Annotated in this window: 22 protein-coding genes; 11 read left to right on the top strand and 11 right to left on the bottom strand. The window is 60.2% G+C overall.

Annotation, left to right across the window (positions count from 1 at the left end):
- The first annotated feature begins 82 nt into the window (after positions 1-82).
- From ICA16_RS15675 to pcaC, 4 genes are read left to right on the top strand one after another with little or no spacing between them, the layout of a single operon-like run.
- A complete protein-coding gene (locus ICA16_RS15675) occupies positions 83-1,378 on the top strand; it encodes an MFS family transporter (protein WP_150617615.1) in 1,296 nt (431 codons plus the stop codon).
- A 46-nt stretch (positions 1,379-1,424) separates the two neighbouring features.
- The gene (locus tag ICA16_RS15670; protein ID WP_210700978.1) at positions 1,425-2,789 is read left to right on the top strand and encodes a 3-carboxy-cis,cis-muconate cycloisomerase; all 1,365 of its coding nucleotides are present in this window, start codon (positions 1,425-1,427) and stop codon (positions 2,787-2,789) included.
- An 11-nt stretch (positions 2,790-2,800) separates the two neighbouring features.
- Positions 2,801-3,592, top strand: coding sequence for a 3-oxoadipate enol-lactonase (gene pcaD, locus ICA16_RS15665; RefSeq protein ID WP_210700977.1), 792 nt, complete (start codon positions 2,801-2,803; stop codon positions 3,590-3,592).
- A gap of 10 nt (positions 3,593-3,602) precedes the next feature.
- The gene (gene pcaC, locus ICA16_RS15660; RefSeq protein ID WP_210553802.1) at positions 3,603-3,995 is read left to right on the top strand and encodes a 4-carboxymuconolactone decarboxylase; all 393 of its coding nucleotides are present in this window, start codon (positions 3,603-3,605) and stop codon (positions 3,993-3,995) included.
- Positions 3,996-4,090: 95 nt separating this feature from the next.
- Here the strand turns inward: pcaC and ICA16_RS15655 are convergent, their stop codons facing one another.
- The 5 genes from ICA16_RS15655 to emhA form a co-directional block, all read right to left on the bottom strand.
- The gene (locus ICA16_RS15655; RefSeq protein WP_210700976.1) at positions 4,091-4,897 is read right to left on the bottom strand and encodes a methyltransferase domain-containing protein; all 807 of its coding nucleotides are present in this window, start codon (positions 4,895-4,897) and stop codon (positions 4,091-4,093) included.
- A gap of 266 nt (positions 4,898-5,163) precedes the next feature.
- The gene (locus tag ICA16_RS15650; protein ID WP_210700975.1) at positions 5,164-6,423 is read right to left on the bottom strand and encodes an OprD family porin; all 1,260 of its coding nucleotides are present in this window, start codon (positions 6,421-6,423) and stop codon (positions 5,164-5,166) included.
- 370 nt (positions 6,424-6,793) lie between these two features.
- Entirely contained in the window at positions 6,794-8,254 is a 1,461-nt protein-coding gene (gene emhC, locus ICA16_RS15645) for an efflux RND transporter outer membrane subunit EmhC (RefSeq protein WP_150617621.1), read from the bottom strand.
- The gene (gene emhB, locus ICA16_RS15640) at positions 8,251-11,415 is read right to left on the bottom strand and encodes an efflux RND transporter permease subunit (protein ID WP_210700974.1); all 3,165 of its coding nucleotides are present in this window, start codon (positions 11,413-11,415) and stop codon (positions 8,251-8,253) included. The genes emhC and emhB overlap by 4 nt, the downstream gene beginning before the upstream one ends.
- Positions 11,416-11,418: 3 nt before the next feature.
- Positions 11,419-12,576 (bottom strand): efflux RND transporter periplasmic adaptor subunit, encoded by a 1,158-nt coding sequence (gene emhA / locus ICA16_RS15635; RefSeq protein ID WP_210700973.1) that lies wholly within the window; start codon positions 12,574-12,576, stop codon positions 11,419-11,421.
- A gap of 268 nt (positions 12,577-12,844) precedes the next feature.
- Here emhA and emhR point away from each other — a divergent pair, with 268 nt between their 5' ends.
- Positions 12,845-13,477, top strand: coding sequence for an efflux system transcriptional repressor EmhR (gene emhR / locus ICA16_RS15630; protein WP_008080104.1), 633 nt, complete (start codon positions 12,845-12,847; stop codon positions 13,475-13,477).
- Positions 13,478-13,850: 373 nt separating this feature from the next.
- On the opposite strand, the gene ICA16_RS15625 is transcribed toward emhR, so the two are convergent.
- Genes ICA16_RS15625 through ICA16_RS15615 form a run of 3 tightly spaced genes read right to left on the bottom strand, consistent with a single transcriptional unit; the run spans position 13,851 to position 16,435 of the window.
- Positions 13,851-14,900, bottom strand: coding sequence for an alkene reductase (locus ICA16_RS15625; protein WP_150604902.1), 1,050 nt, complete (start codon positions 14,898-14,900; stop codon positions 13,851-13,853).
- Positions 14,901-14,931: 31 nt separating this feature from the next.
- Positions 14,932-16,098 (bottom strand): MFS transporter, encoded by a 1,167-nt coding sequence (locus tag ICA16_RS15620; RefSeq protein WP_210553798.1) that lies wholly within the window; start codon positions 16,096-16,098, stop codon positions 14,932-14,934.
- A 34-nt stretch (positions 16,099-16,132) separates the two neighbouring features.
- Positions 16,133-16,435: an ArsR/SmtB family transcription factor gene (locus tag ICA16_RS15615; RefSeq protein ID WP_016771327.1), complete on the bottom strand. Its 303-nt coding sequence runs from the start codon at positions 16,433-16,435 to the stop codon at positions 16,133-16,135.
- A gap of 169 nt (positions 16,436-16,604) precedes the next feature.
- On the opposite strand from ICA16_RS15615, the gene ICA16_RS15610 reads away from it, so the two are divergent.
- A complete protein-coding gene (locus ICA16_RS15610; RefSeq protein ID WP_210700972.1) occupies positions 16,605-17,177 on the top strand; it encodes an acyl carrier protein phosphodiesterase in 573 nt (190 codons plus the stop codon).
- A gap of 82 nt (positions 17,178-17,259) precedes the next feature.
- Here the strand turns inward: ICA16_RS15610 and ICA16_RS15605 are convergent, their stop codons facing one another.
- Both ICA16_RS15605 and olsB read right to left on the bottom strand, forming a co-directional pair.
- Positions 17,260-18,054, bottom strand: coding sequence for a lysophospholipid acyltransferase family protein (locus ICA16_RS15605; RefSeq protein ID WP_150604899.1), 795 nt, complete (start codon positions 18,052-18,054; stop codon positions 17,260-17,262).
- Complete coding sequence (gene olsB, locus ICA16_RS15600) at positions 18,054-18,809, bottom strand: L-ornithine N(alpha)-acyltransferase (protein ID WP_210553796.1); 756 nt, start codon at positions 18,807-18,809, stop codon at positions 18,054-18,056. The genes ICA16_RS15605 and olsB overlap by 1 nt, the downstream gene beginning before the upstream one ends.
- 153 nt (positions 18,810-18,962) lie before the next feature.
- Here olsB and ICA16_RS15595 point away from each other — a divergent pair, with 153 nt between their 5' ends.
- From ICA16_RS15595 to ICA16_RS15575, 5 genes are all read left to right on the top strand, one after another.
- The gene (locus ICA16_RS15595) at positions 18,963-19,841 is read left to right on the top strand and encodes an acyl-CoA dehydrogenase middle domain-containing protein (protein ID WP_210700971.1); all 879 of its coding nucleotides are present in this window, start codon (positions 18,963-18,965) and stop codon (positions 19,839-19,841) included.
- Between the two features lie 180 nt (positions 19,842-20,021).
- Positions 20,022-21,095 carry a serine hydrolase domain-containing protein gene (locus tag ICA16_RS15590; RefSeq protein WP_210700970.1) on the top strand — a complete coding sequence of 358 codons (1,074 nt, stop codon included), beginning with the start codon at positions 20,022-20,024 and terminating at the stop codon, positions 21,093-21,095.
- A complete protein-coding gene (locus ICA16_RS15585) occupies positions 21,092-21,400 on the top strand; it encodes an amidase (RefSeq protein ID WP_210700969.1) in 309 nt (102 codons plus the stop codon). The genes ICA16_RS15590 and ICA16_RS15585 overlap by 4 nt, the downstream gene beginning before the upstream one ends.
- 257 nt (positions 21,401-21,657) lie before the next feature.
- Complete coding sequence (locus ICA16_RS15580) at positions 21,658-22,248, top strand: YceI family protein (protein WP_210700968.1); 591 nt, start codon at positions 21,658-21,660, stop codon at positions 22,246-22,248.
- A 1-nt stretch (position 22,249) separates the two neighbouring features.
- Complete coding sequence (locus tag ICA16_RS15575; RefSeq protein ID WP_150604893.1) at positions 22,250-23,407, top strand: phospholipase D-like domain-containing protein; 1,158 nt, start codon at positions 22,250-22,252, stop codon at positions 23,405-23,407.
- Positions 23,408-23,533: 126 nt separating this feature from the next.
- Here ICA16_RS15575 and bglX read toward each other — a convergent pair whose 3' ends face one another.
- A complete protein-coding gene (bglX, locus tag ICA16_RS15570) occupies positions 23,534-25,825 on the bottom strand; it encodes a beta-glucosidase BglX (protein WP_210700967.1) in 2,292 nt (763 codons plus the stop codon).
- Positions 25,826-26,048: the final 223 nt, after the last annotated feature.

Below are 26,048 nucleotides of genomic sequence, written 5' to 3'. Positions count from 1 at the left end.
GATCTTTTGATGTTCCAGCTTGTGGAACGGGACTGTTGCAAAGTGTGTCTAGACTCTCACTGTCCCTATTGAGTAAAAAATAATGACAACCCAGACCTCCCATTACACCGGCGAAGAGCGCAGCAAGCGCATTTTCGCGATTGTCGGCGCTTCGTCCGGCAACCTCGTCGAATGGTTCGACTTCTACGTCTACGCCTTCTGCGCGATCTACTTCGCCCCGGCGTTTTTCCCCTCCGACAATCCCACCGTACAACTGGTCAACACCGCGGGTGTGTTCGCCGCAGGCTTCCTGATGCGCCCGATTGGCGGCTGGATTTTTGGCCGGGTGGCGGACAAGCACGGCCGCAAGAACTCGATGCTGATCTCGATTCTGATGATGTGCTTCGGTTCGTTGCTCATCGCCTGCCTGCCGACTTACAAGGACATCGGCGTCTGGGCGCCGGTGCTGTTGCTGTTCGCACGTTTGCTGCAGGGCCTGTCGGTCGGCGGCGAGTACGGCACCACCGCGACCTACATGAGCGAAGTTGCGCTCAAGGGCCAGCGCGGGTTTTTTGCCTCGTTCCAGTACGTGACGCTGATCGGCGGACAATTGCTGGCGGTGTCGTTGGTGGTGGTGCTGCAACAGTTCCTCACTGAAGAAGACCTGCGTGCCTACGGCTGGCGGATTCCGTTTGTGGTCGGTGCGGTGGCGGCGCTGATTTCGCTGTTCCTGCGCCGTTCGCTGAAAGAAACCACCAGCAAGGAAATGCGCGAGAACAAGGACGCCGGCAGCATCCGCGCGTTGTTCCGCGATCACAAAGCCGCGTTCATCACCGTGCTCGGTTACACCGCTGGCGGTTCGCTGATTTTCTACACGTTCACCACGTACATGCAGAAATACCTGGTGAACACCGCCGGCATGCACGCCAAGACCGCGAGCTACATCATGACCGGTGCGCTCTTCCTTTATATGTGCATGCAGCCGCTGTTCGGCATGCTCGCCGACAAGATCGGCCGACGCAGTTCGATGCTCTGGTTCGGCGCCCTCGGTACATTGTTCACCGTGCCGATCCTGCTCAGCCTGAAAAGTGTCAGCAGTCCGTTCCTGGCGTTCCTACTGATAACCGTGGCGCTGGCCATCGTCAGTTTCTACACCTCGATCAGTGGTCTGGTGAAAGCCGAAATGTTCCCGCCGGAAGTCCGCGCCCTCGGCGTCGGCCTGGCGTATGCGGTGGCGAACGCGATCTTCGGTGGTTCGGCGGAATTCGTCGCGCTAAGCCTCAAGGCTGGCGGTATGGAAAACGTCTTCTACTGGTACGTTACGGCGATGATGGCAGTGGCTTTCCTGTTCAGTCTGCGCTTGCCGAAGCAGGCGAAATATTTGCACCACGATCTGTAAACCCATTTGCGCGGGCCGCGATGGCCCGCGCCGGCAAGGACTGTTTATGACTCAGCGACCGGGCAATCAACTGTTCGATGCCTACTTCACCGCCCGCGATATGCGCGAAGTGTTCTGTGATCAGGGCCGTGTGCAGGCGATGCTCGACGTCGAAGCGGCGCTGGCCCGGGCCGAGGCGCGGGTCGGTTTGATTCCGGCAAGCGCTGTGGCGCCCATTGAAAGCGCCTGTCGCGCCGATTTGTATGACTTCGCAGCGCTGGGCGAGGCGATCGCCACGGCGGGCAATTCGGCGATTCCACTGGTCAAGGCGTTGGGCAAGCAGATTGCCGCAACTGACGCCGAGGCCGAGCGTTATGTGCATTTGGGCGCGACCAGTCAGGATGTGATGGATACCGGGCTAGTTCTGCAATTGCGCCAGGCGCTGGATCTGATCGAAAGCGAGCTGGCGCAACTGGCCGATGCGCTTGCTGCGCAGGCTCAACGCCACGCAGCAACGCCGATGGCCGGGCGCACGTGGTTGCAACATGCGACATCGGTGACTCTGGGCATGAAAATCGCCGGATGGCTCGGCGCCGTGACCCGCAGCCGCCAGCGTTTACGCGAGCTGAAGCCCCGTTTGCTGGTGCTGCAATTCGGCGGAGCCTCGGGCACCCTCGCGGCATTGGGCGAGCAGGCATTGCCGATTGCCCAGGCGTTGGCCGAAGAACTGCAACTGACCTTGCCGGAACAGCCGTGGCACACCCAGCGTGATCGCGTGGTGGAGTTCGGCGCGGTACTTGGTTTGATCGCCGGCAGCCTCGGCAAACTTGGCCGCGACATCAGTCTGTTGATGCAGACCGAAGCCGTGGAGGTGTTCGAGCCGTCGGCACCGGGCAAGGGCGGCTCTTCGACCATGCCGCACAAGCGCAATCCGGTCGGCGCCGCCGTGTTGATCGGCGCCGCCACGCGTGTGCCGGGGCTGGTCTCGACGTTGTTTAGCGCCATGCCGCAGGAGCACGAGCGCAGTCTGGGTCTGTGGCACGCCGAATGGGAAACATTGCCGGAAATCTGCTGCCTAGTCTCGGGCTCGCTGCAACAGGCGCGCCTGTTGGCGGATGGCCTGGAGGTAGACGCTGCACGGATGGCGCGCAACCTCGACCTGACCCAAGGGCTGGTGCTGGCCGAAGCGGTGAGCATCGTGCTCGCCCAACGGGTTGGCCGCGACACCGCGCATCACTTGCTCGAACAATGCTGCAAACGTGCCGTGGCCGAACAGCGTCACTTGCGCGCGGTGCTCGGTGACGAGCCGCAAGTCACTGAGCAATTGAGCAGCGCTGAACTGGATCATCTTTTGAACCCCGCTCATTACCTCGGTCAGGCTCAGGTCTGGGTCGAGCGTGCGGTGGCCGAACACAACGCTTTGACTGTCTGAAGGAGAGGGCTGTGGCTTTCGTTCAACTCGCCGATGGCGAACTGCACTATCAAATTGAAGGCCCGGTCGATGCGCCGGTGCTGGTGCTGTCCAACTCGCTGGGTACCGACCTGCACATGTGGGACGTGCAGATGCCGGCATTCACCGAGCACTTTCGCGTGCTGCGTTTCGACACCCGCGGGCACGGCAAGTCGTTGGTGACGCCGGGGCCGTACAGCATCGAGCAACTGGGTCACGACGTGCTCGGCCTGCTGGATGCGCTGCACATCGAGCGTGCGCATTTCTGTGGGTTATCGATGGGCGGGTTGATCGGTCAGTGGCTGGGAATCAATGCCGGGCATCGGCTGCACAAACTGATCGTGTGCAACACGGCAGCGAAGATCGGCGATCCGTCGGTGTGGAATCCGCGCATTGAAACCGTCCTGCGTGACGGTGCGGCAGCAATGGTTGCGTTGCGCGATGCGTCGATTGCCCGTTGGTTTACCCCAGACTTTTCCCAAGCCCATCCGGCGGCGGCCAAGCAGATTACCGACATGCTCGCGGCGACTTCTCCAGAAGGTTATGCGGCCAATTGCGCGGCGGTGCGTGATGCCGATTTCCGGGAACAACTGGCCTCGATCAACCTGCCGTTGCTGGTGATCGCCGGCACTGAAGACGCTGTGACGCCACCGTCCGGTGGCCACTTCATCCAGGAGCATGTGCGCGGAGCCGAGTACGCCGAGTTCTACGCGGCGCACCTTTCAAACGTGCAGGCGGGTGCCGCTTTCAGCGATCGCGTGTTGGCTTTTTTAAAGGCTCAGTGAGGAAGTTTTTGTGGACGAGAAACAACGTTACGACGAAGGCATGCAGGTCCGCCGCGCGGTGTTGGGCGACGCGCATGTCGATCGCAGCCTGACCACCCTGACCGAGTTCAATTCGGAATTTCAGGAGATGATCACCCGCCACGCCTGGGGCGACATCTGGACCCGCCCGGGCTTGCCTCGGCATACCCGCAGCCTGATCACCATCGCCATGCTGATCGGCATGAACCGCGAGGGCGAACTGAAACTGCACCTGCGCGCGGCGGCCAATAACGGCGTGAGCCGGAGCGAGATAAAGGAAGTGATCATGCAGAGCGCGATCTACTGCGGGATTCCGGCGGCGAACGCGACGTTTCATCTGGCCGAAGCGGTGTGGGATGAGCTGGGTGTTGAATCCCGGGAGTAATTGTCGGGTTTGAAAAGATCGCAGCCTTCGGCAGCTCCTACAGGGGATTGCATTGCAGATTGTAGGAGCTGCCGAAGGCTGCGATCTTTTGACTTTCAGACTGTGGCCACAATGAATATTCGCTTGAACGGAAACAACGTGTGCCCATTCCGCTCCTGCGGATAATGCGCATGCACCCGCATCAGGAAGTGGTAAATGAAGCGCGCCTGTTCCGCTGAATCCAGCGCCTGCATCACCGGCCGCAGCGCCGATACTTTTATCCAGTCATACACCGGCGACTTGCCGTCCACCACTTGCAATTGCTCGGTCTCCCAGATGTCCAGCGACGTGGTCAGCGGTGCGAGCAAACGGTAGTAATCCTCAAGTGACAACAACGGCCGCGCTGCCATGCGCTGGCGCAGTTGCGGTGTGCCCAGTGGCGTGTTGCCGGGGCCGGCATCGTCGAGGGTGTCGAGCATCAGTCGATACCACAATGCATCGCGCCAGTCCGGCATGTGCGCCGCCAGGCAACCTCCATAATTGAGCTGACCCAGCAGGTTCGGCAGTAACGTTTCATGGCCGTTGATGAAATGCAGAACCGCTGCTGCGAACAGCAGGTCAGCAGGTTGTTTGGGTCGCCAGTCGAGCAGATCGCAGTGCTGCCACGATGCGTTGATCGGCAAGCAACGCGCCTGTTCGAGCATTTGCGCGGAGCTGTCGACCCCGTGCAATCGGGCTTGCGGCCAACGCTGAGCCAACAACTGCGTGGCAATGCCCGTGCCGCAACCAAGGTCGTAAATATGCTGGGGTTTTGCCAGGTCGATTCGGTCGAGCAGTTCATTGACCGGCCGTTGCCTGAGACGAGAAAACTGCTGGTATGCCTTGGCGTTCCAGTCAGGTGCTGCGTTGAGTCGAGCGATCATGAGGTGGTCCTCCGGTGATCAGCAGTGTCTTCCGTGACAACCTGGCTCAAGTCTTGGGAGGACCAACTACAACAGCAACGGAAGCGGGGAGGGTTGTTTGCCTGAGTCCTTCAGGTTTTTCAACTCTACTCGCCAGCAAAAAAAGCTCCAGCCGGCCTGACGGGTGGCGTCCTGATACGGCCTTTTTTGTAGGAACTGCGGCACGCTGCGATCTTTTGATTCCATTTTTCAAGATCAAAAGATCGCAGTGCCTACAGAGGGGGAGGTTAGAGCAAACTGATCGGATAGCTGACGATCAAGCGGTTCTCATCAAACTCGTTGTTGCTGAAATCCCGGCGCATGGTCGAGTTGCGCCATCTGACGTTCAGATCCTTGAGCGTGCCGCTCTGCACGGTGTAGCCCAGTTCCGATTCGCGGCCCCACTCCTTGCCGTCGGTAATGGTTCCGGTGTGTACGTTATCGCCGCTGATGTAGCGGTTCATCAGCGTCAGACCAGGGACGCCGAGGGCGGCGAAGTTGTAGTCGTGACGTACCTGCCAGGAGCGTTCTTGCGCATTGTCGTAGCTGGCGTTGTAGCTGTCGTTGGCCAGGGTGCCGCCGCTGGTGCCGTTGACGCGCATCCACGCGCTGTCACCGGTGAGTTTCTGCAGGCCGACGTAGAAAGTATTGCCGCCATATTTGGCTGAGAACATCCCGGACCAGGTCTTGTTGTCTAGCTCCCCGGCGCGCGCGCTGCCGTCGTCCTTGCCGTAGAAAAACCCGAGGTTGGCGCCCAGGGCCCAGTCGCCCAGTGGCTGGCTGTGGATCAGATTGATGTATTGCTGGCTGTAGATGTCCTTGAGCTGGGCATTCCACAGACCGATCTGCGTGCGTTTTTCATTGAACGCATATTCACCCCCCTGGAAGTTGAAGCGATCAGAGGTGAACGCCGCTTTGCCGGTCATCGACATGTCGCTCATGCTGCTGTCGTCGCGCGGGCTGTTGGCGCGGAACTGGCCGCCGTAAAGCGTCAGGCCATCGATTTCCTTCGAGGTGATCTGGCCGCCGCGGAAGGTTTGCGGCAGTGAGCGACCGTCGTCCGAACGCAGGATCGGCAGTACCGGCATCCATTCGCCGACCTTCACTTCGGTCTGCGACAGCTTCGCCTTGAACGCGACGTTGGTGCGGCCGAAGTTGTCCGCCGGGCGACCGTCATGATCCAGCGGCAACAGCTGGGTGCCGCCAGTGCCTTTGCCGCCATCAAGCTTCAGCGAATACAGCCCGAGCACGTCCATGCCGAAGCCGACGGTGCCTTGGGTGAAGCCGGATTTGGCGTCGAGGATGAAGCTTTGCGTCCACTCTTCGGCCTTGCCCTGAGCCTTGGTCGGGTCGGTGAAGTTACGGTTGATGTAGAAGTTGCGCAGGTTCAGGTTGACCTTGGCCCCCTCGACAAAACCGGCTTCTTCAGCCGCAACGGGCAAAGCCGCGCAAGCCAGTGCCAGGGCGATCAGGCCGGGGAATGCGTACGGCGCAGTTGGGTAGGTCATTGCAGTTTCTCTTGTTATTTTTTTTGGGTCGAACGAGTTCCGGTGCCGGCGCTCTTCGCGGCGGGCATTGGATTGCAGATTTCGGAATAAGCGGCGGTGATCAGCCGGACAGGGCAGGGCGCGGGGGCATGGTGTCGAACCTGATGTTTTTGATTTTGTGGGACGAATGGTGCGGGGCGCAGAGAGCGGGATTCAATCGGGGAAAGCGGGTTTTGGGCGATTACCGAACAAGATCAAAAGATCGCAGCCTTCGGCAGCTCCTACATTTTGGAATGCGTTCTCCTGTAGGAGCTGCCGAAGGCTGCGATCTTTTGATCTTCAAAAACAAAAAGCCCACCAAAAAGGTGGGCTCTCTGTATTTAGCAGATGATCAGAACAGCTTCATCTTCGGTGCTTCTTCTTTCAGCGGTTCGTTCTGCGCAGTCTGTGCATTCCAGCCACCACCCAATGCCTTGTACAGGTTGACCGCACTGGTCAGCTGCGCGAGGCGGTCGGTGATCAGCGCTTGTTGGGCGCTGAACAGCTGACGCTGGGCATCGAGGAAGGTCAGGTTGCTGTCGACACCGATGCGGTAACGACGCTCGGCCAGGCGGTAGTAATCCTGGTTGGCCTGCACGAAGTCACGCTGCGCCTGCAATTGCTCGGTGTAGGTCTGGCGTGCGGCCAGGCCATCGGCGACTTCCTGGAAGGCCGTTTGAATGGACTTCTCGTAGTTCGCCACGCCAATGTCCTTCTGGATCTTGGCGTAGTCGAGGCTGGCGCGCAGGCTGCCGGCGTTGAAGATCGGCAGGTTGATCTGCGGCTGGAACAGCCACGTCCCCGAACCACCTTTGAACAGACCGGACAGGTCCGGGCTCAGGGTGCCCGCGTTGGCGGTCAGGCTGATGCTCGGGAAGAACGCTGCACGGGCGGCGCCGATGTTGGCGTTGGCGGCCTTCAGGTTGTATTCGGCCTGAAGGATGTCCGGACGACGTTGCAGCAGGTCCGATGGCAGGCCCGGCGGTACGTCGCTGAGCAGGTCATCGGCCAGCGGTTTGGCCGTTTGCAGATTGGCCGGGATGCCGGTGCCGAGCAGCAGGGTCAGGCTGTTTTCGTCCTGAGCCACCTGGCGGGTGTAACGCGCCAATTGCGCACGGGCGTTTTCCACCGAGGTGCGCGACTGCGCCAGATCCAGCGCCGAAGCCACACCGACTTCATTGCTGCGACTGGTCAGCTTGTAGCTTTCTTCAAAGGCACCGAGGGTGTCCTGAGTCAGCTTGAGCAGTTCCTTGTCGGCCTGCCAGGTCAGATAGGCGTTGGCGACGCTGGCGACCAGACTGATCTGGGTGCTGCGACGCGCTTCTTCAGTGGCGAAGTATTGTTGCAACGCTTGTTCACTCAGGCTGCGCACCCGACCGAACAGGTCGAGTTCGTAGGCGCTGATGCCGACGGTGGCGGAGTACGAACTGCTGATCATCGACTCGCCGGTCTGCGACGCACGCGCCGGCAGACGTTGACGGCTGCCGCTGCCATTGGCCGAAACCGCCGGGAACAGGTCGGCACGTTGAATGCGGTATTGAGCCGCATAAGCGTCGATGTTCAGTGCCGCGACGCGCAGGTCGCGGTTGTTTTCCAGCGAGACCTGGATCAGCTGTTGCAGGGCCGGGTCATGGAAAAACTGCTTCCAGCCCTGCTCGGCAGCGGCCTGCGCCGGTGCCTGGGCCGGCGAGTACGCCGGCCCCTGCGGGTACTGGCCTGCGACCGGAGCCTCAGGCTGCTGATAGTCAGGTATCAGCGAGCAACCGCTCAGCACGAAGGCGGCGACTGCGAGGGAGAGTAGCGACTTGCTCATTGGCCAGCCTCTTTAGGAGTTTCAGTAGTCTCATCCTGGTCGGCTTTTTTACGCTGACCGATGGACGACACAGTAACGAAGAACAGTGGGACCCAGAAGATCGCCAGGATCGTGGCCGTCAGCATACCGCCAATTACGCCAGTACCGATTGCATGCTGGCTGCCCGAACCGGCACCGGTCGAGATTGCCAACGGTACAACACCGAGGACGAAGGCCAGCGAAGTCATGATGATCGGTCGCAGACGCATGCGGCAGGCTTCAATCGCCGCTTCGCGCAGACTGCGCCCTTGCTCATGCAGCTCCTTGGCGAACTCGACAATCAGAATGGCGTTTTTCGCTGCCAGACCAATGGTTGTCAACAGACCCACCTGGAAGTACACGTCGTTGGACAGACCGCGCAGGCTGGTGGCCATCAACGCACCGATGATCCCCAGTGGCACCACGAGCATGACCGCGATCGGAATCGACCAGCTTTCATACAGGGCCGCCAGACACAGGAACACCATCAGCAGCGACAAGGCGTACAACGCTGGCGCTTGCGAACCGGACAGACGTTCTTCATAAGACAGACCGGTCCAGGAGATACCGACACCCGACGGAAGTTTCTTGGCAATCGCTTCGACTTCCGCCATGGCCTCACCGGTGGAGTAACCCGGCGCCGGAGCACCCAGCACTTCTACCGCTTCCACACCGTTGTAGCGTGCCAGCTTCGGCGAGCCGTAGATCCACTCGCCTTTGGCGAATGCGGAGAACGGAACCATGGTGCCGGACGCGTTGCGCACATACCACTTCTTCAAGTCTTCCGGGCTCATGCGCGAGTCCGGCTGGCCTTGCACGTACACCTTCTTCACGCGACCGCGGTCGATGAAGTCGTTGACGTAGCTACTACCCAACGCAATCGACAAGGTGTTGTTGATGTCGTTGATGGTAACGCCCAGGGCGCTGGCCTTCTCGTCATCGATTTCCAGCTGGAACTGCGGCTCGTCGTTCAAGCCGTTCGGACGCACCTGGGTCAGGACTTTGCTCTGCGCCGCCATGCCAAGGAACTGGTTGCGTGCTTCCATCAGTTTTTCGTGACCGATACCGGCACGGTCTTGCAGGAACACGTCGAAACCCGTGGCGTTACCCAGCTCCAGTACTGCGGGTGGTGCGAAGGCAAACACCATCGCATCGCGGAAACTGAAGAAGTGCTGTTGAGCGCGGGCGGCCAGTTTGAACACGCTGTTTTCGGCGTCTCGTTCGCCCCATGGCTTGAGCATGATGAACGCCATACCCGAGCTCTGACCACGACCGGCGAAGTTGAAGCCGGTTACGGTGAACACCGAAGCCACCGCGTCAGCCTCACCGCCATCCTTGTTCGGACGCAGCAGGTACTCACGCATTTCATCCACGACCACCTGAGTGCGCTGCGCACTGGAGCCGGCCGGTGTCTGCACCTGGGCGAACAGAACGCCTTGGTCTTCTTCCGGCAGGAACGCGGTCGGAATGCGAGTGAATAGCCAGATCATGCCGACGACGATCAGCAGGTAAGCCAGCAAGTACGGGGCCTTGCGGGTCAGCATGTTGCCGACACCGCGTTCGTAGCTCCGCACGCCGCGGTCGAAGTTGCGGTTGAACCAGCCAAAGAAACCTTTCTTCGGCGTACCGTGCTCGCCTTTCGGAATCGGCTTGAGCATGGTCGCGCAGAGCGCCGGGGTGAAGATCAGCGCAACCAGTACCGACAGGGCCATGGCCGAAACGATTGTGATCGAGAACTGTTTGTAGATCACACCCGTGGAACCGCTGAAGAACGCCATCGGCAGCAGTACCGCCGACAGTACGAGCGCGATACCGACCAGTGCGCCCTGGATCTGGCCCATGGACTTTTTGGTCGCTTCCTTAGGCGACAAGCCTTCCTCGCTCATCACCCGCTCGACGTTTTCCACCACAACGATGGCGTCGTCCACCAGCAAGCCGATGGCCAACACCATGCCGAACATGGTCAGGGTGTTGATGCTGAAACCGGCAGCGGCGAGGATGCCGAATGTACCGAGCAAGACCACTGGCACCGTCATCGTTGTGATGACTGTGGCGCGGAAGTTCTGCAGGAACAGGAACATCACCAGGAACACCAGCACCACTGCTTCGATCAGCGTGTGAACCACACCTTTGATCGACTCGGTGACCACTGGCGTGGTGTCGTAAGGGAACACCACTTCCATGCCTTGCGGGAAGAATGGCTTGAGGCTGTCGATAGTGGTACGCAGGGCCTTGGCCGTGTCGAGGGCGTTGGCGCCGTTGGCCAGTTTTACCGCCAGGCCGGATGCCGGACTGCCGTTGAACTGGGCGCTGATCGCATAGTTCTCACCACCCAGACCCACATTGGCGACGTCTTTGAGGCGGACCTGCGAGCCGTCCTTGTTGACCTTGAGCAAGATCTCCTTGAACTGCTCGGCGGTTTGCAGACGCGTCTTGCCGATGATTGTGGCGTTGAGTTGCTGGCCTTCAACGGCAGGCAAACCGCCGAGCTGACCGGACGAAACCTGAACGTTCTGCGCCGCGATGGCGGTTTTCACGTCGACCGGGGTCAGGTTGAAGTTGTTCAACTTGGCCGGGTCGAGCCAGATGCGCATCGCGTACTGGGCACCGAAGACCTGGAAGTCGCCGACACCCGCAGTACGGGAGATCGGGTCCTGCATGTTCGACACGATGTAGTTGGACAGGTCGTCCTTGCTCATGCTGCCGTCACGCGACACCACGCCGATCACCAGCAGGAAGTTTTTCACTGCCTTGGTCACGCGGATACCTTGTTGCTGCACTTCCTGCGGCAACAGCGGGGTAGCGAGGTTCAGCTTGTTCTGAACCTGCACCTGCGCGGTGTCGGAGTTGGTGCCTTGCTCGAAGGTCGCGGTGATGGTCATGCTGCCGTCGGAGTTACTTTCCGAGGACACATAACGCAAGTTGTCGATACCGTTGAGCTGTTGCTCGATCACCTGGACCACGGTGTCCTGCACGGTTTGCGCCGAGGCGCCCGGGTAGGTCACGGAGATCGCAATGGCCGGTGGCGCAATGCTCGGATACTGGTTGATCGGCAATTTCAGGATCGAAAGTGCCCCGACCAACATGATCACCAGGGCAATTACCCAGGCGAAAATCGGACGGTCGATGAAGAATTTTGACATGGGTTACTCCCCTTTGCCGCCGGCGGCTTTATCAGCTGCCTGTGCGGGGGCCGGGTTCTTTGCGCCGACATTGGTCGCTTCGGTCGGTTTGACCTCGGCACCGGGTTTGACGTATTGCAGGCCTTCGGTGATCAGGCGATCGCCAGCCTTCAGACCGTCTTCGATCAGCCACTGGCTGCCGACGGTGCGGCTGGCCTTGAGCTGACGCAGTTCAACTTTGTTGTCCGGGCCGACGACCAGCGCGGTCGGAGTGCCTTTAAGGTCGCGGGTCACGCCTTGCTGTGGCGCGAGGATCGCGGCGCTGTTCACACCGGCCTGCAACTGAGCGTGGACGAACATGCCAGGCAGCAAAGTGTGATCAGGGTTCGGGAACACGGCACGCAGGGTTACGGAACCGGTAGTCGGGTCGACCGACACTTCGGAGAATTCCAGCTTGCCGTCGAGCTTGTACTGGCTGCCGTCTTCCAGGGTCAGTTTGACCGCTGCCGCGTTGTCACCGGACTTTTGCAGACGACCGCTTTCCAGCTCGCGGCGCAGCTCCAGCAATTCAACCGAAGACTGGGTCACGTCGACGTAGATCGGGTCCAGCTGCTGGATCGTTGCCATCGCGTCGGTCTGGCCGTTGCTGACCAGCGCACCTTCAGTGACCGAAGAGCGACCGATGCGACCGGAAATCGGCGCGTAAACCTTGGTGTAGCGCACGTTGATCTGTGCGGACTGCAAGGACGCTTCCGATTCCATGCGGTTGGCCACGGCAGTGTCGTATTCCTGACGGCTCACGGCTTGCTCATCGACCAATTGCTTGTAGCGGTCGGAGATCGACTTGGTCGAACGCAGGTTGGCTTCGGCGCTTTTCAGGGTCGCTTCATAAACCGACGGATCGATCTGATACAGCTGCTGGCCGGCTTTGACATCGCCGCCTTCCTTGAACAGACGCTTGAGAATGATGCCGTTGACCTGTGGTCGCACTTCAGCAATGCGGAACGCGCTGGTGCGGCCCGGCAGTTCGGAGGTGAGGGTAAACGCTTGTGGTTGCAGGGTGACGACGCCGACCTGAGGAGGCGGAGCGGCCGGTGCCGCTTCTTCCTTTTTACATCCGCTGAGCAGCGATGCCAGGGCGACGGCAGTGACCAGAGCGGTAACAGCTGGCTTGAATTGCATGAAGATCCTCGGGTCAGGCGCGCAAAAAGCGCACAAGAAGTGTGGAAGGGTAAAAAAATGCTATCGAGTGGATAAGTAGCTTGCTAAGTAATATACTTACGTTCATGGTTGTTTGTAAACACCTTGACTGCGTACCCACCCTGTTACAAAAGTCGTTGCAAGGTTTGAAATTGTAGGCTGGGGAGCCGATTCAAGAGAGATCGACCCCCTCTTTGTTCAGCGGATATTCAATCCATCCCTGAAATATCCTGTTTGAGGTTTTACTGCCATGGTCCGTCGTACCAAAGAAGAAGCTCAGGAAACGCGAAGCCAGATTCTCGAAGCGGCAGAGAAAGCGTTCTATGAAAGGGGCGTGGCCCGCACGACTTTGGCGGATATCGCGACAATGGCCGGCGTCACGCGCGGCGCCATTTACTGGCATTTCAGCAACAAGGCCGATCTGGTGCAGGCCATGCTCGACAGCTTGCATGAGCCGCTGGATGAACTGGCCAAAGCCAGTGAAAGCGAAGACGAGCTCGACCCGTTGGGCTGCATGCGCAAATTGCTGATTCATTTGTTTCATCAAGTTGCGCTGGACCCGAAGACCCGTCGCATCAACGAAATTCTGTTTCATAAGTGCGAGTTCACCGATGAAATGTGCGATCTGCGCCAGCAGCGCCGGACGGCCAGTCTCGATTGCAATCTGCGTATCGGGTTGACCCTGCGTAATGCGGTGAATCGCGGCCAGTTGCCGGAAGATCTCGACACTGCCCGTGCGGCCATCAGCATTCATGCCTATATTGATGGCCTCCTCTATGGGTGGCTTTTGGCGCCGGACAGCTTCGAATTGCACGCCGAAGCCGAGCGCTGGGTCGATACAGGGCTGGACATGCTGCGCCTGAGCCCCAGCCTGCGCAAATGAACAATGTGTAATTGGCACAGCTTATGTCAATTGGCCTGCTTTTATATACGTTTGCGGCGCGAAGTTTATACGTAGTGAATTACGGATTTTGTAGGGTTTTTGTGTCGAGCGTGTGAACAAGTGTGAGGCGTTGGCCCTCACCCTAGCCCTCTCCCAAGGGAGAGGGAACTGATCGGGTTGTTGATCCAAACTACGCCGACCTGAATATCCAGCCGATCACAAAATCTGAAGCCCACACCAATCGGCTCCCTCTCCCTCGGGAGAGGGCTGGGGTGAGGGGCCAGGTCTCACGCCGCGCAATCAGTCTCCAGGCGAACACAAAAAAGCCCCCGACTCTCACAAGTCGGGGGCTTTTGCGTTGCTGCGTTAAGGCTTACAGGGTTGGATAGTCGATGTAGCCAACCGGGCCTTTAGCGTAGAAGGTTTCCGGGTGTGGCTCGTTCAGCGGCGCATCAGCTTTCAAGCGCGCTGGCAGATCCGGGTTGGCAATGAACGGTACACCGAACGCCACGGCGTCAGCCTTGCCGCTGGCCAGCCATGCGTTGGCGCTGTCCTTGGTGAAGCGCTCGTTGGCGATGTACGGGCCGCCGAAGGCTTCTTTGAGTTGCGGGCCGAGGCTGTCGGCGCCTTCTTTCTCGCGGGAGCAGATGAACGCGATGCCACGCTTGCCCAGCTCACGAGCCACGTAGGTGAAGGTTTCAGCCAGATTATCGTCGCCCATGTCGTGGGAATCAGCACGTGGTGCCAGGTGCACGCCAACACGACCGGCGCCCCAGACTTCGATTGCCGCGTCAGTCACTTCCAGCAGCAAGCGGGCACGGTTTTCCAGGGAGCCGCCGTAGTTGTCGGTGCGCTGGTTGGTGCTGCTTTGCAGGAATTGGTCGAGCAGGTAGCCGTTGGCGCCGTGGATTTCCACACCATCAAAACCGGCTGCCTTGGCGTTCTCGGCACCGATGCGGTAAGCGTCGACGATCTCGGCGATTTCAGCGGTTTCCAGTGCGCGCGGGGTTGGGTAGTCGGCCATTGGACGCACCAGGCTGACGTGACCTTTGGGCTGGATAGCGCTCGGTGCGACTGGCGCTTCACCGTTCAGATACGAAGGGTGAGAGACCCGACCCACGTGCCACAGTTGCAGGAAGATCTTGCCGCCGGCACCGTGAATGGCTTTGGTCACGTTGGTCCAGCCGCGCACCTGATCGTTGGACCAGATGCCCGGGGTATCCGGGTAGCCGACGCCCATCGGGGTCACCGAAGTGGCTTCGCTGAGAATCAGGCCGGCGGAGGCGCGTTGTACGTAGTACTCGGCCATCAGCGCGTTCGGCACACGGCCTTCGTCAGCGCGGCAACGGGTCAGTGGAGCCATGATGATGCGGTTGGCCAGCTCGATGTCGCCCAGTTTGATCGGATCAAAAATAGTTGCCATGAAATACAACCCTCTTAAGTGAAGTGGTTAATCAGTGAGTCGCGGGGGCCAGCTCGGCATTGCCGTTCTGACGGAAAGTAATCAGGGTCACCAGCAGGGCAAGCACTGCCAGGGCAGCGGCGGCCAGAGGTACGCTGGTCAGGCCGAAACCGTGGGCGATGACGCTGCCGCCGACCCAGGCGCCGAGGGCGTTACCGACGTTGAACGCGCCGATGTTCAGGGTCGAGACCAGGTTCGGTGCAGCTTTGCCGAAGGTCACCACGTTGATTTGCAGTGCCGGTACGGCTGCGAATGAAGCAGTGGCCCAGAGGAACAGGGTGATTTCAGTCGGGATCAGCGCGACGCTGGTCCAGCTCAACACCGTGGAAATCACCGCCATCGCCACGAACACGCCAATCAGGGTGGCAGCGAGGCGTTTGTCTGCGAGCTTGCCGCCGATGATGTTGCCGACGGTCAGGCCAAGACCGATCAACAGCAGCGTCCAGGTCACGCCTTTTGGCGAGACGCCGGTGACATCGCCGAGCAGTGGGGCGACGTAGGTGAAGAGGGTGAACATCGAGGCGGCGAACAGAGCGGTCATGCTCAGCGACAGCCAGATACCGGCGCCTTTGAGGGCGGCGAGTTCGGCGCGCATGTCGAGCTTTTCTTCGTCACGTTTGGCCGGCAGGAAGCGGATCAGGCCGATCAGCGCGATCACACCGATCACGGTTACAGCCCAGAAGGTCGAACGCCAGCCGGCCTCCTGACCCAGCGCGGTGCCCAGCGGCACGCCGAGGACGTTGGCCAGGGTCAAACCGGTAAACATCAGGGCGACGGCCGAAGCGCGTTTGTTCGGCGCCACCAGACCTGCCGCCACCACCGAACCGATACCGAAGAACGCACCGTGGCACAGCGCGGTGACGACACGGGCGAACATCAGCACGTTGTAGTCACTGGCCAGCGCACAGAGCAAGTTGCCGACAATGAAGATGCCCATTAACGCAACCAGTGCAGCCTTGCGCGGCAGTTTGGCGGTGGCCAGTGCCATGAACGGCGCACCGATGGCCACGCCCAGGGCGTAGCCGGTCACCAGCCAGCCGGCGCCGGGGATCGACACACCGAGGTCCGCCGCCACATCGGGCAGCAGGCCCATGATGACGAATTCGGTGGTGCCGATGGCGAAGGCGCTCAAGGCGAGTATGAGTAGCGAGAGGGGCATCGTTGTTTCCTTGTGGGCTGGCTGACGTTAAGGGTCAGAGCTCTTTACTGAGTGTGCTGAGGAACGCCTGAATCACGTCCTCGTTACGTTTGAAAAAATGCCATTGCCCTGCCTTCTGGCTGCTGATCAGTCCGGCGCGTTGCAGGGTTGCCAAATGGGCGGACACGGTTGATTGCGACAGGCCGCAGCGTTGATCGATCTGCCCGGCGCAGATGCCGTACTCGTGGTTGTGCAACTGTTCCGGGAATTCGCCTTTCGGGTCTTTCAGCCAGTTGAGGATGTCTCGCCGTACTGGGTGTGCCAGGGCTTTTATTATTTCGTCGAGGTCAAGGTTCATGGCAGGGTGCTCGGTGTGTAAAACGCTATATCGCGATGAGGCGAACTTTAAATCGCTAGTTCGCGATATACCAATATGATTTTGATCTGACGACCGCACAAATCGGTATATCGGGTTATAACGATACGTTGGGTGTATTGAAACGAGGGCGCGGTGCTAAGCTGCGCCCATGAACTATCTCGCACATTTGCACCTCGGTGGCCAGCGCCCCGATCAACTGCTCGGCAGTCTGTATGGCGATTTCGTCAAAGGCCGGCTGCAAGGACAATTTGCCCCGGAGGTCGAGGCGGGGATTCAACTGCATCGACGGATTGACGTGTTCACTGATCGCCATCCGCTGGTGGACATCGCGCTGGGGCGGTTTTCCGATACCCGTCGGCGTTATGCCGGGATCGTCCTTGATGTCTTTTTCGACCATTGCCTTGCGCGGGACTGGCGGTTGTACGCGGATCAACCACTGGCGCAGTTCACCACTGACGTTTATCGGGTGTTGTCCCGCGAACCGCAATTGCCCGAGCGCCTGGCGAAGATTGCGCCGCACATGGTCGCCCATGACTGGTTGGGCTCGTATCAGGAATTTGAAGTGCTTGATCAGGTGCTGCGCGGGATTTCACGGCGGTTGAGCAGGCCGGAGGAGTTGGCGGGGGCGATGCAGGAATTGCGGCGGTTATATGAGCCGCTGAGTGAAGACTTTGCGTTGTTCTATCCGCAGCTTCAGGACTTTGCGGCGTCGCAGGGATAAGCAAGATCGAAAGATCGCAGCCTGCGGCAGCTCCTACAGGGGATCGGTGTAGGAGCTGCCGCAGGCTGCGATCTTTTGATTTTCAGGCGGCGATCAGCTCGCCTGCACGACGCGGTTCGGCGGGTTTCGCCACCTCGCCAAACAACACCTTCTGCACCGCCTGCTGCGCTTCAAACGCCAGTGCCGCACGCTCCCGTCCCTCGCAGGCGATCGGCTTGAGCAGGTGCACTTCGACATCGCCGCAATCATTGCTGAACAGACGCATCAGGTGCGACAACAAATCATCGTCACCAATGAACGGCGCCAACGTATCGACTTCGCCGTCACGCAGATAACGGATCGCCACCGGTTGCAGCATCACCTCTGAATCAATCGCCGCTGACAGCAAGCGACCGTGAAAGGTACGCAGTGATCGGCCATCGGTGGTGGTGCCTTCCGGGAACATCAGCAGTGAATGATCGGTTTGCAGGTGCCGGGTCATCTGTTTGCGGATCAACTGGCTATCGCCCGAGCCACGACGGATAAACAGGCTGCCAGCCTTGGCCGCGAGCCAACCCGCGACCGGCCAGGTACGCACTTCAGCCTTGGACAGAAACGACAGCGGTGTGAGCATGCCCAGCAGCGGAATATCGGTCCACGACACATGGTTGCTGACCCACAACATCGGCTGCTTTGGCAGTTCACCGTGGACGGTCATGCGAAAGGGCAGGGCATTGCTCAAACGCGCCATGAAAAACCGCGACCAGCGCTGACGACGTTCCATCGAGTGCGCCAGGCCAATCCTTTCAAATACACCGAACAGACTGGCCATGGTCAATCCCAGCGACACCACCAGCAGCACTCGCGCGATCCGCGCGTACACCCGCAACCGGCTCATCACACGGCCGCCTTGAAGTGCTTGGCGTAGCGCGGGCAGAGTTCGTCGCGCTTGAGCAGGATGAACACGTCGGCGACCTGGAAGTCTTCGTCCCAGCATGGCTCGCCGCAGATCTTCGCGCCAAGGCGCATATAAGCCTTGAGCAGCGGCGGCATTTCGGCGATCACGTTAGATGGAATGTCGAGGCTCGGCAGCGGTTTTTTTGGCTCGGCACGCAAGTTTTCGGTGCACAGATAACGTTCGCGCAGACGCTGCATGATCGCGTGGGCCTGCACGCCACCGTCCTGCATCGGGATGCTCGCGCAACCCATCAGATAGCTGTAGCCGCCCTCGTTCAATACTTCGGCCAACTCACCCCACAGCACTGCAATCGTCCCGCCGTTACGGTAGGCCGGGTCGACGCAGGTGCGGCCGATTTCCAGGATCGGGCCTTGCAGATGGGCGAGGCCATGCAGGCTGAATTCTTCCTCGCTGTAGAACTTGCCAAGGCTGCTGGCGGCGGTGTGATCGAGCAACCGCGTGGTCGCCACCAAGCGACCAGTGTTCAGGTCACGCACGCCGATGTGGCTGCAGTGAACATCATAATCATCCATGTCCAGACCCAGTTCAGCGCCTTTCAGCTTGGCGTTGAATTCGCCGCTGAAGACGCTGAATCGCAAGGCCTGGGCTTGCTGCAAAGCTTGCGCGCCGATCAGGCGTTCGGCTTGCAGGCGGCGTTCATTGCCGGTGTCGCTGATGCGGGCGATCTGAGTCATTTGAATCTCCGTACGGGCCTTGAACCCGTCGTGGGTTGCAGCCGATCGACTTTCTTTATGCAGCCGTGTTGTGCAAAGTCAGGCTATGTAGCCCCGGTGTCATCGCCATGAACCTTTGGTGATGCTTATATGACAGCCCACAAGGAGCCTCTTATGCCCTGGCCAGATCTGTTGCAAAGCCGTGAACGATTGCCCGCCGTTGCTGACCTGGCCGAGGGTTTTGCGACGTTGTTGCAGCAGTTGGGCAACGTCACGCCGTTCGAATTGGCGGTGGCGGGCGGGCGGCGGATGGCGACGCCAGGGCTGGCGTTTCTGGTCGGTTATCAAGCGGCATTGCGCATGTTGTGGCCGAGCGCACCGCTGAGCCTCGGCGCGTTGTGTGCGACCGAACAGCGCAGCTTGCGTCCGGCCGACATGCAAACGCGGCTGACGGATTTGCGCTTGAGTGGCGCCAAGGATTTCGTCACGGCCGGCGATGCGGCGGACTGGTTGCTGATCGCCGCACGCAGTGAAGAAGCCGGCGCAACGCCGCGCCTGAGTCTGGCGGTGGTGTATCCCGGCGAGCCCGGTGTGAGGGTGGAAAAACTGCCGGCTCTGCCGTTGATACCCGACATCAGCCATGGTCGGCTGCATCTTGATGGCGCTCTGTGCGAGTTGCTCGCGGGGGATGGCTGGGATGCTTACGTCAAACCGTTTCGCACGCTGGAAGATGTCTACGTGCTTAGCGCGATGACCGCTTGGTTGTACGGCGTCGGGCAGGACAGCGACTGGCCGCAGACGCTGCAACTGCGCTTGCTGGCGCTGCTGGCCGGGTGTGCGGAGATGAGCCGGCAGGCGCCGAACAATCCGGCGGGGCATGTATTGTTGGCTGGGTTGTTTGCGCAGTTTGATGCGCTCAAGACCGAGATTGACCAGGCGTTAAGCGAAGGTGATCCGGAATGGGCGCAGATGTGGCGGCGCGATCAGGCGGTGATGCAGTTGGCCTCCGGTGCCAGAGCAAAGCGCTTGGCCAAGGCTTTGGCGGTGATTTGACTGGCCTCATCGCTGGCAAGCCAGCTCCCACAGGTTTTTGTGATTGCCACAGATTGTCTGTTCACCATTGACCCTGTGGGAGCTGGCTTGCCAGCGATGACGGCCTGATGAACAGTCAAGATCTCCAATTTGTCATGAACCCCGACTAGTCTCAGCAGGTTCTCCCCAAGAGCCCTCACCATGTTCAAAGGCCTGTCGCTGTTTCTGCTGCTGATCAGCTTCACCGTTCAGGCCGAATCATGGCCCGGCGAACAATGGCTGGTTGGTCCGCAGATCACAGCGGTTGAAGATCTTCAGGCTTACGCCTTCCCACCCCGCGACGACACCACCCGCCAGGGCATTCGCACCGATGCCTTGTTGATCATCCGTGACGGCCAGATCATCTACGAGCGCTACGCCGGCCCGACTGACGCGCAAACCCCACACCTGACCTGGTCGATCAGCAAAAGCCTGATGGCTGCGCTGCTTGGCGTTGCCTACGGTGAAGGCCTGTTCAAGCTCGATGATCCAGCCGTGAAGTACTACCCGCCGCTGGAAAAACACCCGGCGATCACCCTTGCCGATCTGCTGCATTGGGCCTCGGGCATCGACTGGCAGGAAGACTATGAATACGCCCCGCTGAAATCCTCGGTGGTGGCGATGCTCTATACCCGTGGCCATCGTGACATGGCCGCGTTCACCGCCAATCACGACACTTACGCGCCGCCGGGACAGGCCTTCCGCTATTCCAGCGGCGACAGCAATCTGCTGGCGGCAGCGTTGACATCCATCGTCGGCCCGCAGCGTTATCCCGACTATCCGTGGACAGCCCTGTTCGAGCCTTTGGGCATTCGCAGCGCGGTGTGGGAGACGGATGCGAGCGGCACGTTTGTCGCTTCGTCTTACGCCTATCTCACTGCGCGGGATCTTGCGCGAATCGGTCTGTTGATGGCTCGCGACGGACGCTGGAATGATCGGCAATTGCTGCCCAAGGACTGGGTCGCGTTCAACCTCAAGCCTTTCGCCGGTTACAAGGCCCATCAGGACGAAGCCGTGCCTGGCGGCCAGTGGTGGCTCAACCGCCCGGCGGATGGCGCGCCATCGCCCTGGCCCGACGCACCGCCCGATACCTTCGCCGCGCTGGGGCATTGGGGCCAGGCGCTGTACGTCATCCCCAGCGAAAAACTGGTGATCGTGCGCTACGCCGATGACCGCGATGGCAGTTACCGCCACAACGAACTGCTCAAGCGTGTGCTTGCGGCGGTGCGACCGTGAAACGGTTCTTGCTGGTGCTGCTTGTCGTGCTGCTTGTCGTGCTGCTCGGCTGGATCGGCTATGAGCGCGAGAACCTCTGGGCCTTCCCGGACATCATCAGCGCCTACACAGCGAAGGAATATTGTTCGTGCCGCTATGTGATGAATAACGACGCCGAATATTGCCGCGGCTATGTGAAGCAGTGGCTGCCGACCAGCGGCTTCAGCGATGACGCCGCCAGCAAAACCATCACCGTCAGCGGCATGGGCCGCAGTAATAGCGCCCAGTGGCAAAACGAACGACAGGGCTGCCGCCTTACCCCCTGAAACACACGATTCGTCTGCAAATAAAGAACCCTGTGGGAGCTGGCTTGCCAGCGATGGCGGTGTGTCATTCAGCAAAAATTTCACCTGTGCCGGCCTAATCGCTGGCAAGCCAGCTCCCACAGGTGAAGCGTCAACAGTGGAACCCCGTAGCTGCCGAAGGCTCGTGCCGCGATCGGACGATCTTTTGATCTTCGATTTGCAATCACGCCCCAGCCAGTTAATGTTCGGCTCAGGTTTATCGCCCCCACGAGTCCGCAATGTTCAACCGCTCCCTCTACAAAACCTTCTCCTGCCTGCTGCTGGCCGCCGCCGCGCTGCCGGCGCAGGCCAATTGGTATCTGGACGGCGAGTCGTCACGGCTGTCGTTCGTCAGTACGAAAAACGCCCATATCTCCGAAGTGCAGCGCTTTCTGGTGCTGCATGGCAAGGTCGACCCCAACGGTCGCGCCGAGGTCGAGGTCGAGATGGATTCGATCAACAGCGGCATCCCGCTGCGTGACGAGCGCATGCGCAAGGAGCTGTTCCAGATCGAGCAGTTTCCCGACGCGACCATCACCACCCAGATCGACCTGCGCCCGATCAACGATCTGGCCCCCGGTGCGCAACTGGAATTGCGTCTGCCGCTGACCGTCAATCTGCATGGCAAGCAACACGAATACCCGGCCGAGCTGCTGGCGACGCGTCTGGATGATCGACGCTTTCAGGTGGTGACACTGGAGCCAGTGGTGATCAATGCCGAGGATTTCGATCTCGCCCCAGGGCTGGAAAGCCTGCGCAAGTTGGCCGATTTGTCGGCCATCAGCCTGTCGGTGCCGGTGGGTGCGGTGCTGATTTTCACGGCGCGCTGACATGCGCGGCGCGATCTTCCCTTGGCGTGACGGCAACCGGTTCGAGCTGTTGATCGACGGCCCGCAATTCTTCCCGCGCATGCTTGAACAAATTGCCAGCGCCCAGGAGCAGATCGAACTTGAGCTGTACCTGGTCGAGGCTGGCGCCTGTGCCGAAACCATCGTGCAAGCGCTGGTGCTGGCCGCCGAACGCGGTGTGCGCGTGCGCTGTCTGTTCGACGACTACGGCAGCCTCGCGTTTACCCTGAACCTGCGTAAACGCTTGACCCACGCCGGGGTTGAGCTGCGCTTTTACAATCGCCTGCACTGGCGGCGTTGGGTCGGCAATTTCTATCGTGACCACCGCAAACTGCTGCTGGTTGATCAGCGGCTGGCGGTGGTCGGCGGCACGGGTGTCACCGATGAGTTCTGGACCCCGGGGCACGACACCAGCGAGTGGCACGAAGTGATGGTCGAAATCAGCGGCCCGCTGGTGCTCGACTGGCAGCTATTGTTCGACCGCCAGTGGATCGCCAACCGCCATCGCCGTGCCTGGAAGCCATCCGCGCATGTCGGCTTGCCGCGTCTGCCCAAGGTGCCGGACATGGGCGAGGGCATGGGCCGCGTGGCTTACGCCGACGCCCGCCAGCATCGCGACATTCTGCAATCACTGTTTCGCGCGCTGAACAGCGGGCAAAAACGTATCTGGATGGCCACCCCGTACTTCCTGCCGACCTGGAACATCCGCCGCTCGCTGCGCAAGGCCGCTGCCCGAGGTGTCGACGTGCGCCTGCTGTTGACCGGGCCGCGCACCGACCACCCGTCCGTGCGCTACGCCGGGCATCGCTACTACCCGCGACTGCTCAAGGCCGGCGTGCAGATCTACGAATACCAGCCGTGCTTCCTGCACCTGAAAATGGTGCTGGTGGACGATTGGGTGAGCATCGGTTCGTGCAACTTCGATCACTGGAATTTGCGCTTCAATCTGGAGGCGAATCTTGAGGCGCTCGATCCGTCGTTGACGGCAGCGGTGGTGGCGAGCTTCGAGAAGGATTTCGGCTTGAGTCAGCGCGTGAGTCTGGAGGAGTGGCAGAGGCGGCCGTTGTGGCGGCGGGTGAAACAGAGGATTTGGGGGTGGGTAGATCGGTTGGTGGTCAACATGCTCGACAGACGCGGCTAGCAGCCACCCCACAAAACCAATGTAGGAGTGAGCCTGCTCGCGATAGCGGTCATTCAGCTAAATCAACGCTGACTGACACACCGCTATCGCGAGCAGGCTCACTCCTACAAGGTATTGCGTTGTTTGTTACAGCAGTTCGAAGCTCTGCTGCTTCACATCCTGAGAATCCAGGCCGATCTGCACGTTGAACTTGCCGGGCTCGGCCGCGTACTTGAGTTGGGCGTTGTAGAACTTCAGCTCCTCCTCGGTGATGGTGAAGTGCACGACTTTCTGTTCGCCAGCCTTGAGCATGATTTTCTGGAAGTTCTTCAGTTCTTTCACCGGGCGAATCATCGAACCGGTGACGTCCTGAATGTACAGCTGCACCACGGTTTCGCCGTCACGTTTGCCGGTGTTCTTCACCATGACACTGGCGTCTAGCTTGCCGGTGGCGTTCAGGGTGGTCGAGGACAGCGCCATGTCGCTCAGGCTGAAATCGGTGTAGCTCAAACCGTAACCGAACGGGAACAGCGGGCCCGTCGTGTCATCGAAATACTGCGAGGTGTAGTTGCCCGGTTTGCCCGGTGTGAACGGCCGGCCAATGCTCAGGTGGTTGTAGTAGGTCGGAATCTGCCCAACGGAACGCGGGAAGGTCACCGGCAGTTTGCCCGACGGGTTGTAGTCGCCGAACAGCACGTCGGCGATGGCGTTGCCACCCTCGGTGCCGCTGAACCAGGTTTCCAGAATTGCGTCGGCCGACTGGTTCTCTTCGAGAATGGTCAGTGGGCGGCCGTTCATCAAGACCAGCACCAGCGGTTTGCCGGTGGCTTTCAGCGCGCGGATCAACTCGCGCTGTGTTTGCGGGATGTTCAGGTCGGTGCGGCTGGACGATTCGTGGGACATGCCACGGGATTCGCCTACCGCTGCGACGATCACGTCAGCATCCTTGGCGGCTTTCACCGCTTCGTCGATCAGCACGTTGGCCGGGCGCGGATCATCAACCACTTCCGGCGCATCGAAGTTGAGGAAGTTCAGGTAATCGAGCACCTTTTTGTCGCTGGTGATGTTCGCGCCACGGGCGTAGATCAGGTTCGCCTTGTCGCCGATAAGGGCGTTCATGCCGTCGAACAGGGTCACCGATTGCGTCGGACGACCGGCGGCAGCCCAACTGCCCATCATGTCGATCGGCGCCTTGGCCAGCGGGCCGACCAGGGCGATTTTTGCAGTCTTCTTCAGTGGCAGGGTTTCGTTCTGGTTCTTCAGCAGCACCAGGCTGCGACGCGCAACGTCGCGGGCCTCGGCGCGGTGCAGGCGGCTCTCGGCGTAAGTGTCGGCCGGATCATCTTCTGCCTTGCCGATGCGCAGGTACGGGTCCTTGAACAGGCCCATGTCGTACTTGGCCGCAAGGACTTCACGCACAGCGTTGTCGATGTGTTTCTGTTCGATCTCGCCGGATTTGAGCAGCCCTGGCAGCTCTTTGCCGTACAGGGTGTCGTTCATGCTCATGTCGATGCCGGCCTTGATCGCCAGTTTCGCCGCTTCACGACCGTCGCGCGCCACACCGTGCTTGATCAGTTCAAAGATCGCGCCATGGTCACTGACCGCCAGGCCCTTGAAGCCCCAATCCCTGCGCAACAGATCGTTCATCAGCCAGGTGTCGGCGGTGGCCGGAATGCCGTTGATCGAGTTCAACGCCACCATCACACCACCGGCGCCGGCATCGATCGCGGCGCGGTACGGCGGCAGGTAATCCTGGTACATCTTCACCGGGCTCATGTCGACGGTGTTGTAGTCGCGACCGCCCTCGACCGCGCCGTACAAGGCAAAGTGCTTGACGCTGGCCATGATGCTGTCGGCCGTGTTCGGGGCATCGCCCTGATAGGCCTTGACCATGACTTTGGCGATGCGCGAAGTGAGGTAGGTGTCTTCACCGAAACCTTCGGAGCTACGACCCCAGCGCGGGTCGCGGGAGATGTCGACCATCGGCGCGAAGGTGAGGTCGAGGCTGTCAGCAGCGGCCTCTTTGGCGGCAACGCGCCCGGAGCGACCGATGGCGTCCATGTCCCAGCTCGAAGCCAGGGCCAGCGGAATCGGGAAAATCGTACGGTGACCGTGGATCACGTCGTACGCGAAAAACATCGGAATCTTCAGGCGACTGCGCATGGCAGCGTCCTGCATCGGACGGTTTTCCGCGCGGGTGATCGAGTTGAACGTGCCGCCGATGTTGCCGGTGGCGATCTCCTTGCGGATCAGCTCGCGGGGCATTTCCGGGCCAATGCTGATCAGGCGCAACTGGCCGATCTTTTCGTCGAGGGTCATTTGCTTCATCAGGTTGCTGATGAAGGCGTCCTTGTTTTCCAGAGGTACCGAGGTCTCAGCGGCCAATACTTGATGACTGGCCAGACTGACGAACAGGCCCAGCAAACACAGCTTCTTCATGAATGTTTTTCTCAAGGGCACAAACGGCAATGCAATGCCGGCCAGCCAAAATTTAGGGAGCGACTATTGTTGTTCGGGTGCGGGCGCAAAAACGCCAAGCCAAAAAAACACCGTTGACCGCAGGCAGTTCGACCGCGCAGGCACTTTTTAGCCCATTGACCGGTCGCAATCCAGTGGCGCGGCCGATTATGCCCCAACCGCTGGCTGAGAAGGTTTCGCGCTC

Source organism: Pseudomonas anatoliensis (assembly GCF_017976235.1).
Taxonomy (GTDB): Bacteria; Pseudomonadota; Gammaproteobacteria; order Pseudomonadales; family Pseudomonadaceae; genus Aquipseudomonas; species Aquipseudomonas anatoliensis.
This window is presented reverse-complemented; position numbering and strand designations above follow the sequence as displayed.

What these genes read in the sequence shown, in the direction of transcription:
- emhC (WP_150617621.1), bottom strand. Translation starts at nt 8,254, where the DNA reads ATGAGCAAGTCGCTACTCTCCCTCGCAGTCGCCGCCTTCGTGCTGAGC.
- ICA16_RS15615 (WP_016771327.1), bottom strand. Translation starts at nt 16,435, where the DNA reads ATGAACCTTGACCTCGACGAAATAATAAAAGCCCTGGCACACCCAGTA.
- bglX (WP_210700967.1), bottom strand. Translation starts at nt 25,825, where the DNA reads ATGAAGAAGCTGTGTTTGCTGGGCCTGTTCGTCAGTCTGGCCAGTCAT.
- ICA16_RS15675 (WP_150617615.1), top strand. Translation starts at nt 83, where the DNA reads ATGACAACCCAGACCTCCCATTACACCGGCGAAGAGCGCAGCAAGCGC.
- ICA16_RS15625 (WP_150604902.1), bottom strand. Translation starts at nt 14,900, where the DNA reads ATGGCAACTATTTTTGATCCGATCAAACTGGGCGACATCGAGCTGGCC.
- ICA16_RS15605 (WP_150604899.1), bottom strand. Translation starts at nt 18,054, where the DNA reads ATGAGCCGGTTGCGGGTGTACGCGCGGATCGCGCGAGTGCTGCTGGTG.
- ICA16_RS15595 (WP_210700971.1), top strand. Translation starts at nt 18,963, where the DNA reads ATGCCCTGGCCAGATCTGTTGCAAAGCCGTGAACGATTGCCCGCCGTT.
- emhB (WP_210700974.1), bottom strand. Translation starts at nt 11,415, where the DNA reads ATGTCAAAATTCTTCATCGACCGTCCGATTTTCGCCTGGGTAATTGCC.
- ICA16_RS15620 (WP_210553798.1), bottom strand. Translation starts at nt 16,098, where the DNA reads ATGCCCCTCTCGCTACTCATACTCGCCTTGAGCGCCTTCGCCATCGGC.
- ICA16_RS15590 (WP_210700970.1), top strand. Translation starts at nt 20,022, where the DNA reads ATGTTCAAAGGCCTGTCGCTGTTTCTGCTGCTGATCAGCTTCACCGTT.
- emhA (WP_210700973.1), bottom strand. Translation starts at nt 12,576, where the DNA reads ATGCAATTCAAGCCAGCTGTTACCGCTCTGGTCACTGCCGTCGCCCTG.
- ICA16_RS15670 (WP_210700978.1), top strand. Translation starts at nt 1,425, where the DNA reads ATGACTCAGCGACCGGGCAATCAACTGTTCGATGCCTACTTCACCGCC.
- emhR (WP_008080104.1), top strand. Translation starts at nt 12,845, where the DNA reads ATGGTCCGTCGTACCAAAGAAGAAGCTCAGGAAACGCGAAGCCAGATT.
- ICA16_RS15575 (WP_150604893.1), top strand. Translation starts at nt 22,250, where the DNA reads ATGCGCGGCGCGATCTTCCCTTGGCGTGACGGCAACCGGTTCGAGCTG.
- ICA16_RS15580 (WP_210700968.1), top strand. Translation starts at nt 21,658, where the DNA reads ATGTTCAACCGCTCCCTCTACAAAACCTTCTCCTGCCTGCTGCTGGCC.
- ICA16_RS15650 (WP_210700975.1), bottom strand. Translation starts at nt 6,423, where the DNA reads ATGACCTACCCAACTGCGCCGTACGCATTCCCCGGCCTGATCGCCCTG.
- ICA16_RS15610 (WP_210700972.1), top strand. Translation starts at nt 16,605, where the DNA reads ATGAACTATCTCGCACATTTGCACCTCGGTGGCCAGCGCCCCGATCAA.
- ICA16_RS15655 (WP_210700976.1), bottom strand. Translation starts at nt 4,897, where the DNA reads ATGATCGCTCGACTCAACGCAGCACCTGACTGGAACGCCAAGGCATAC.
- olsB (WP_210553796.1), bottom strand. Translation starts at nt 18,809, where the DNA reads ATGACTCAGATCGCCCGCATCAGCGACACCGGCAATGAACGCCGCCTG.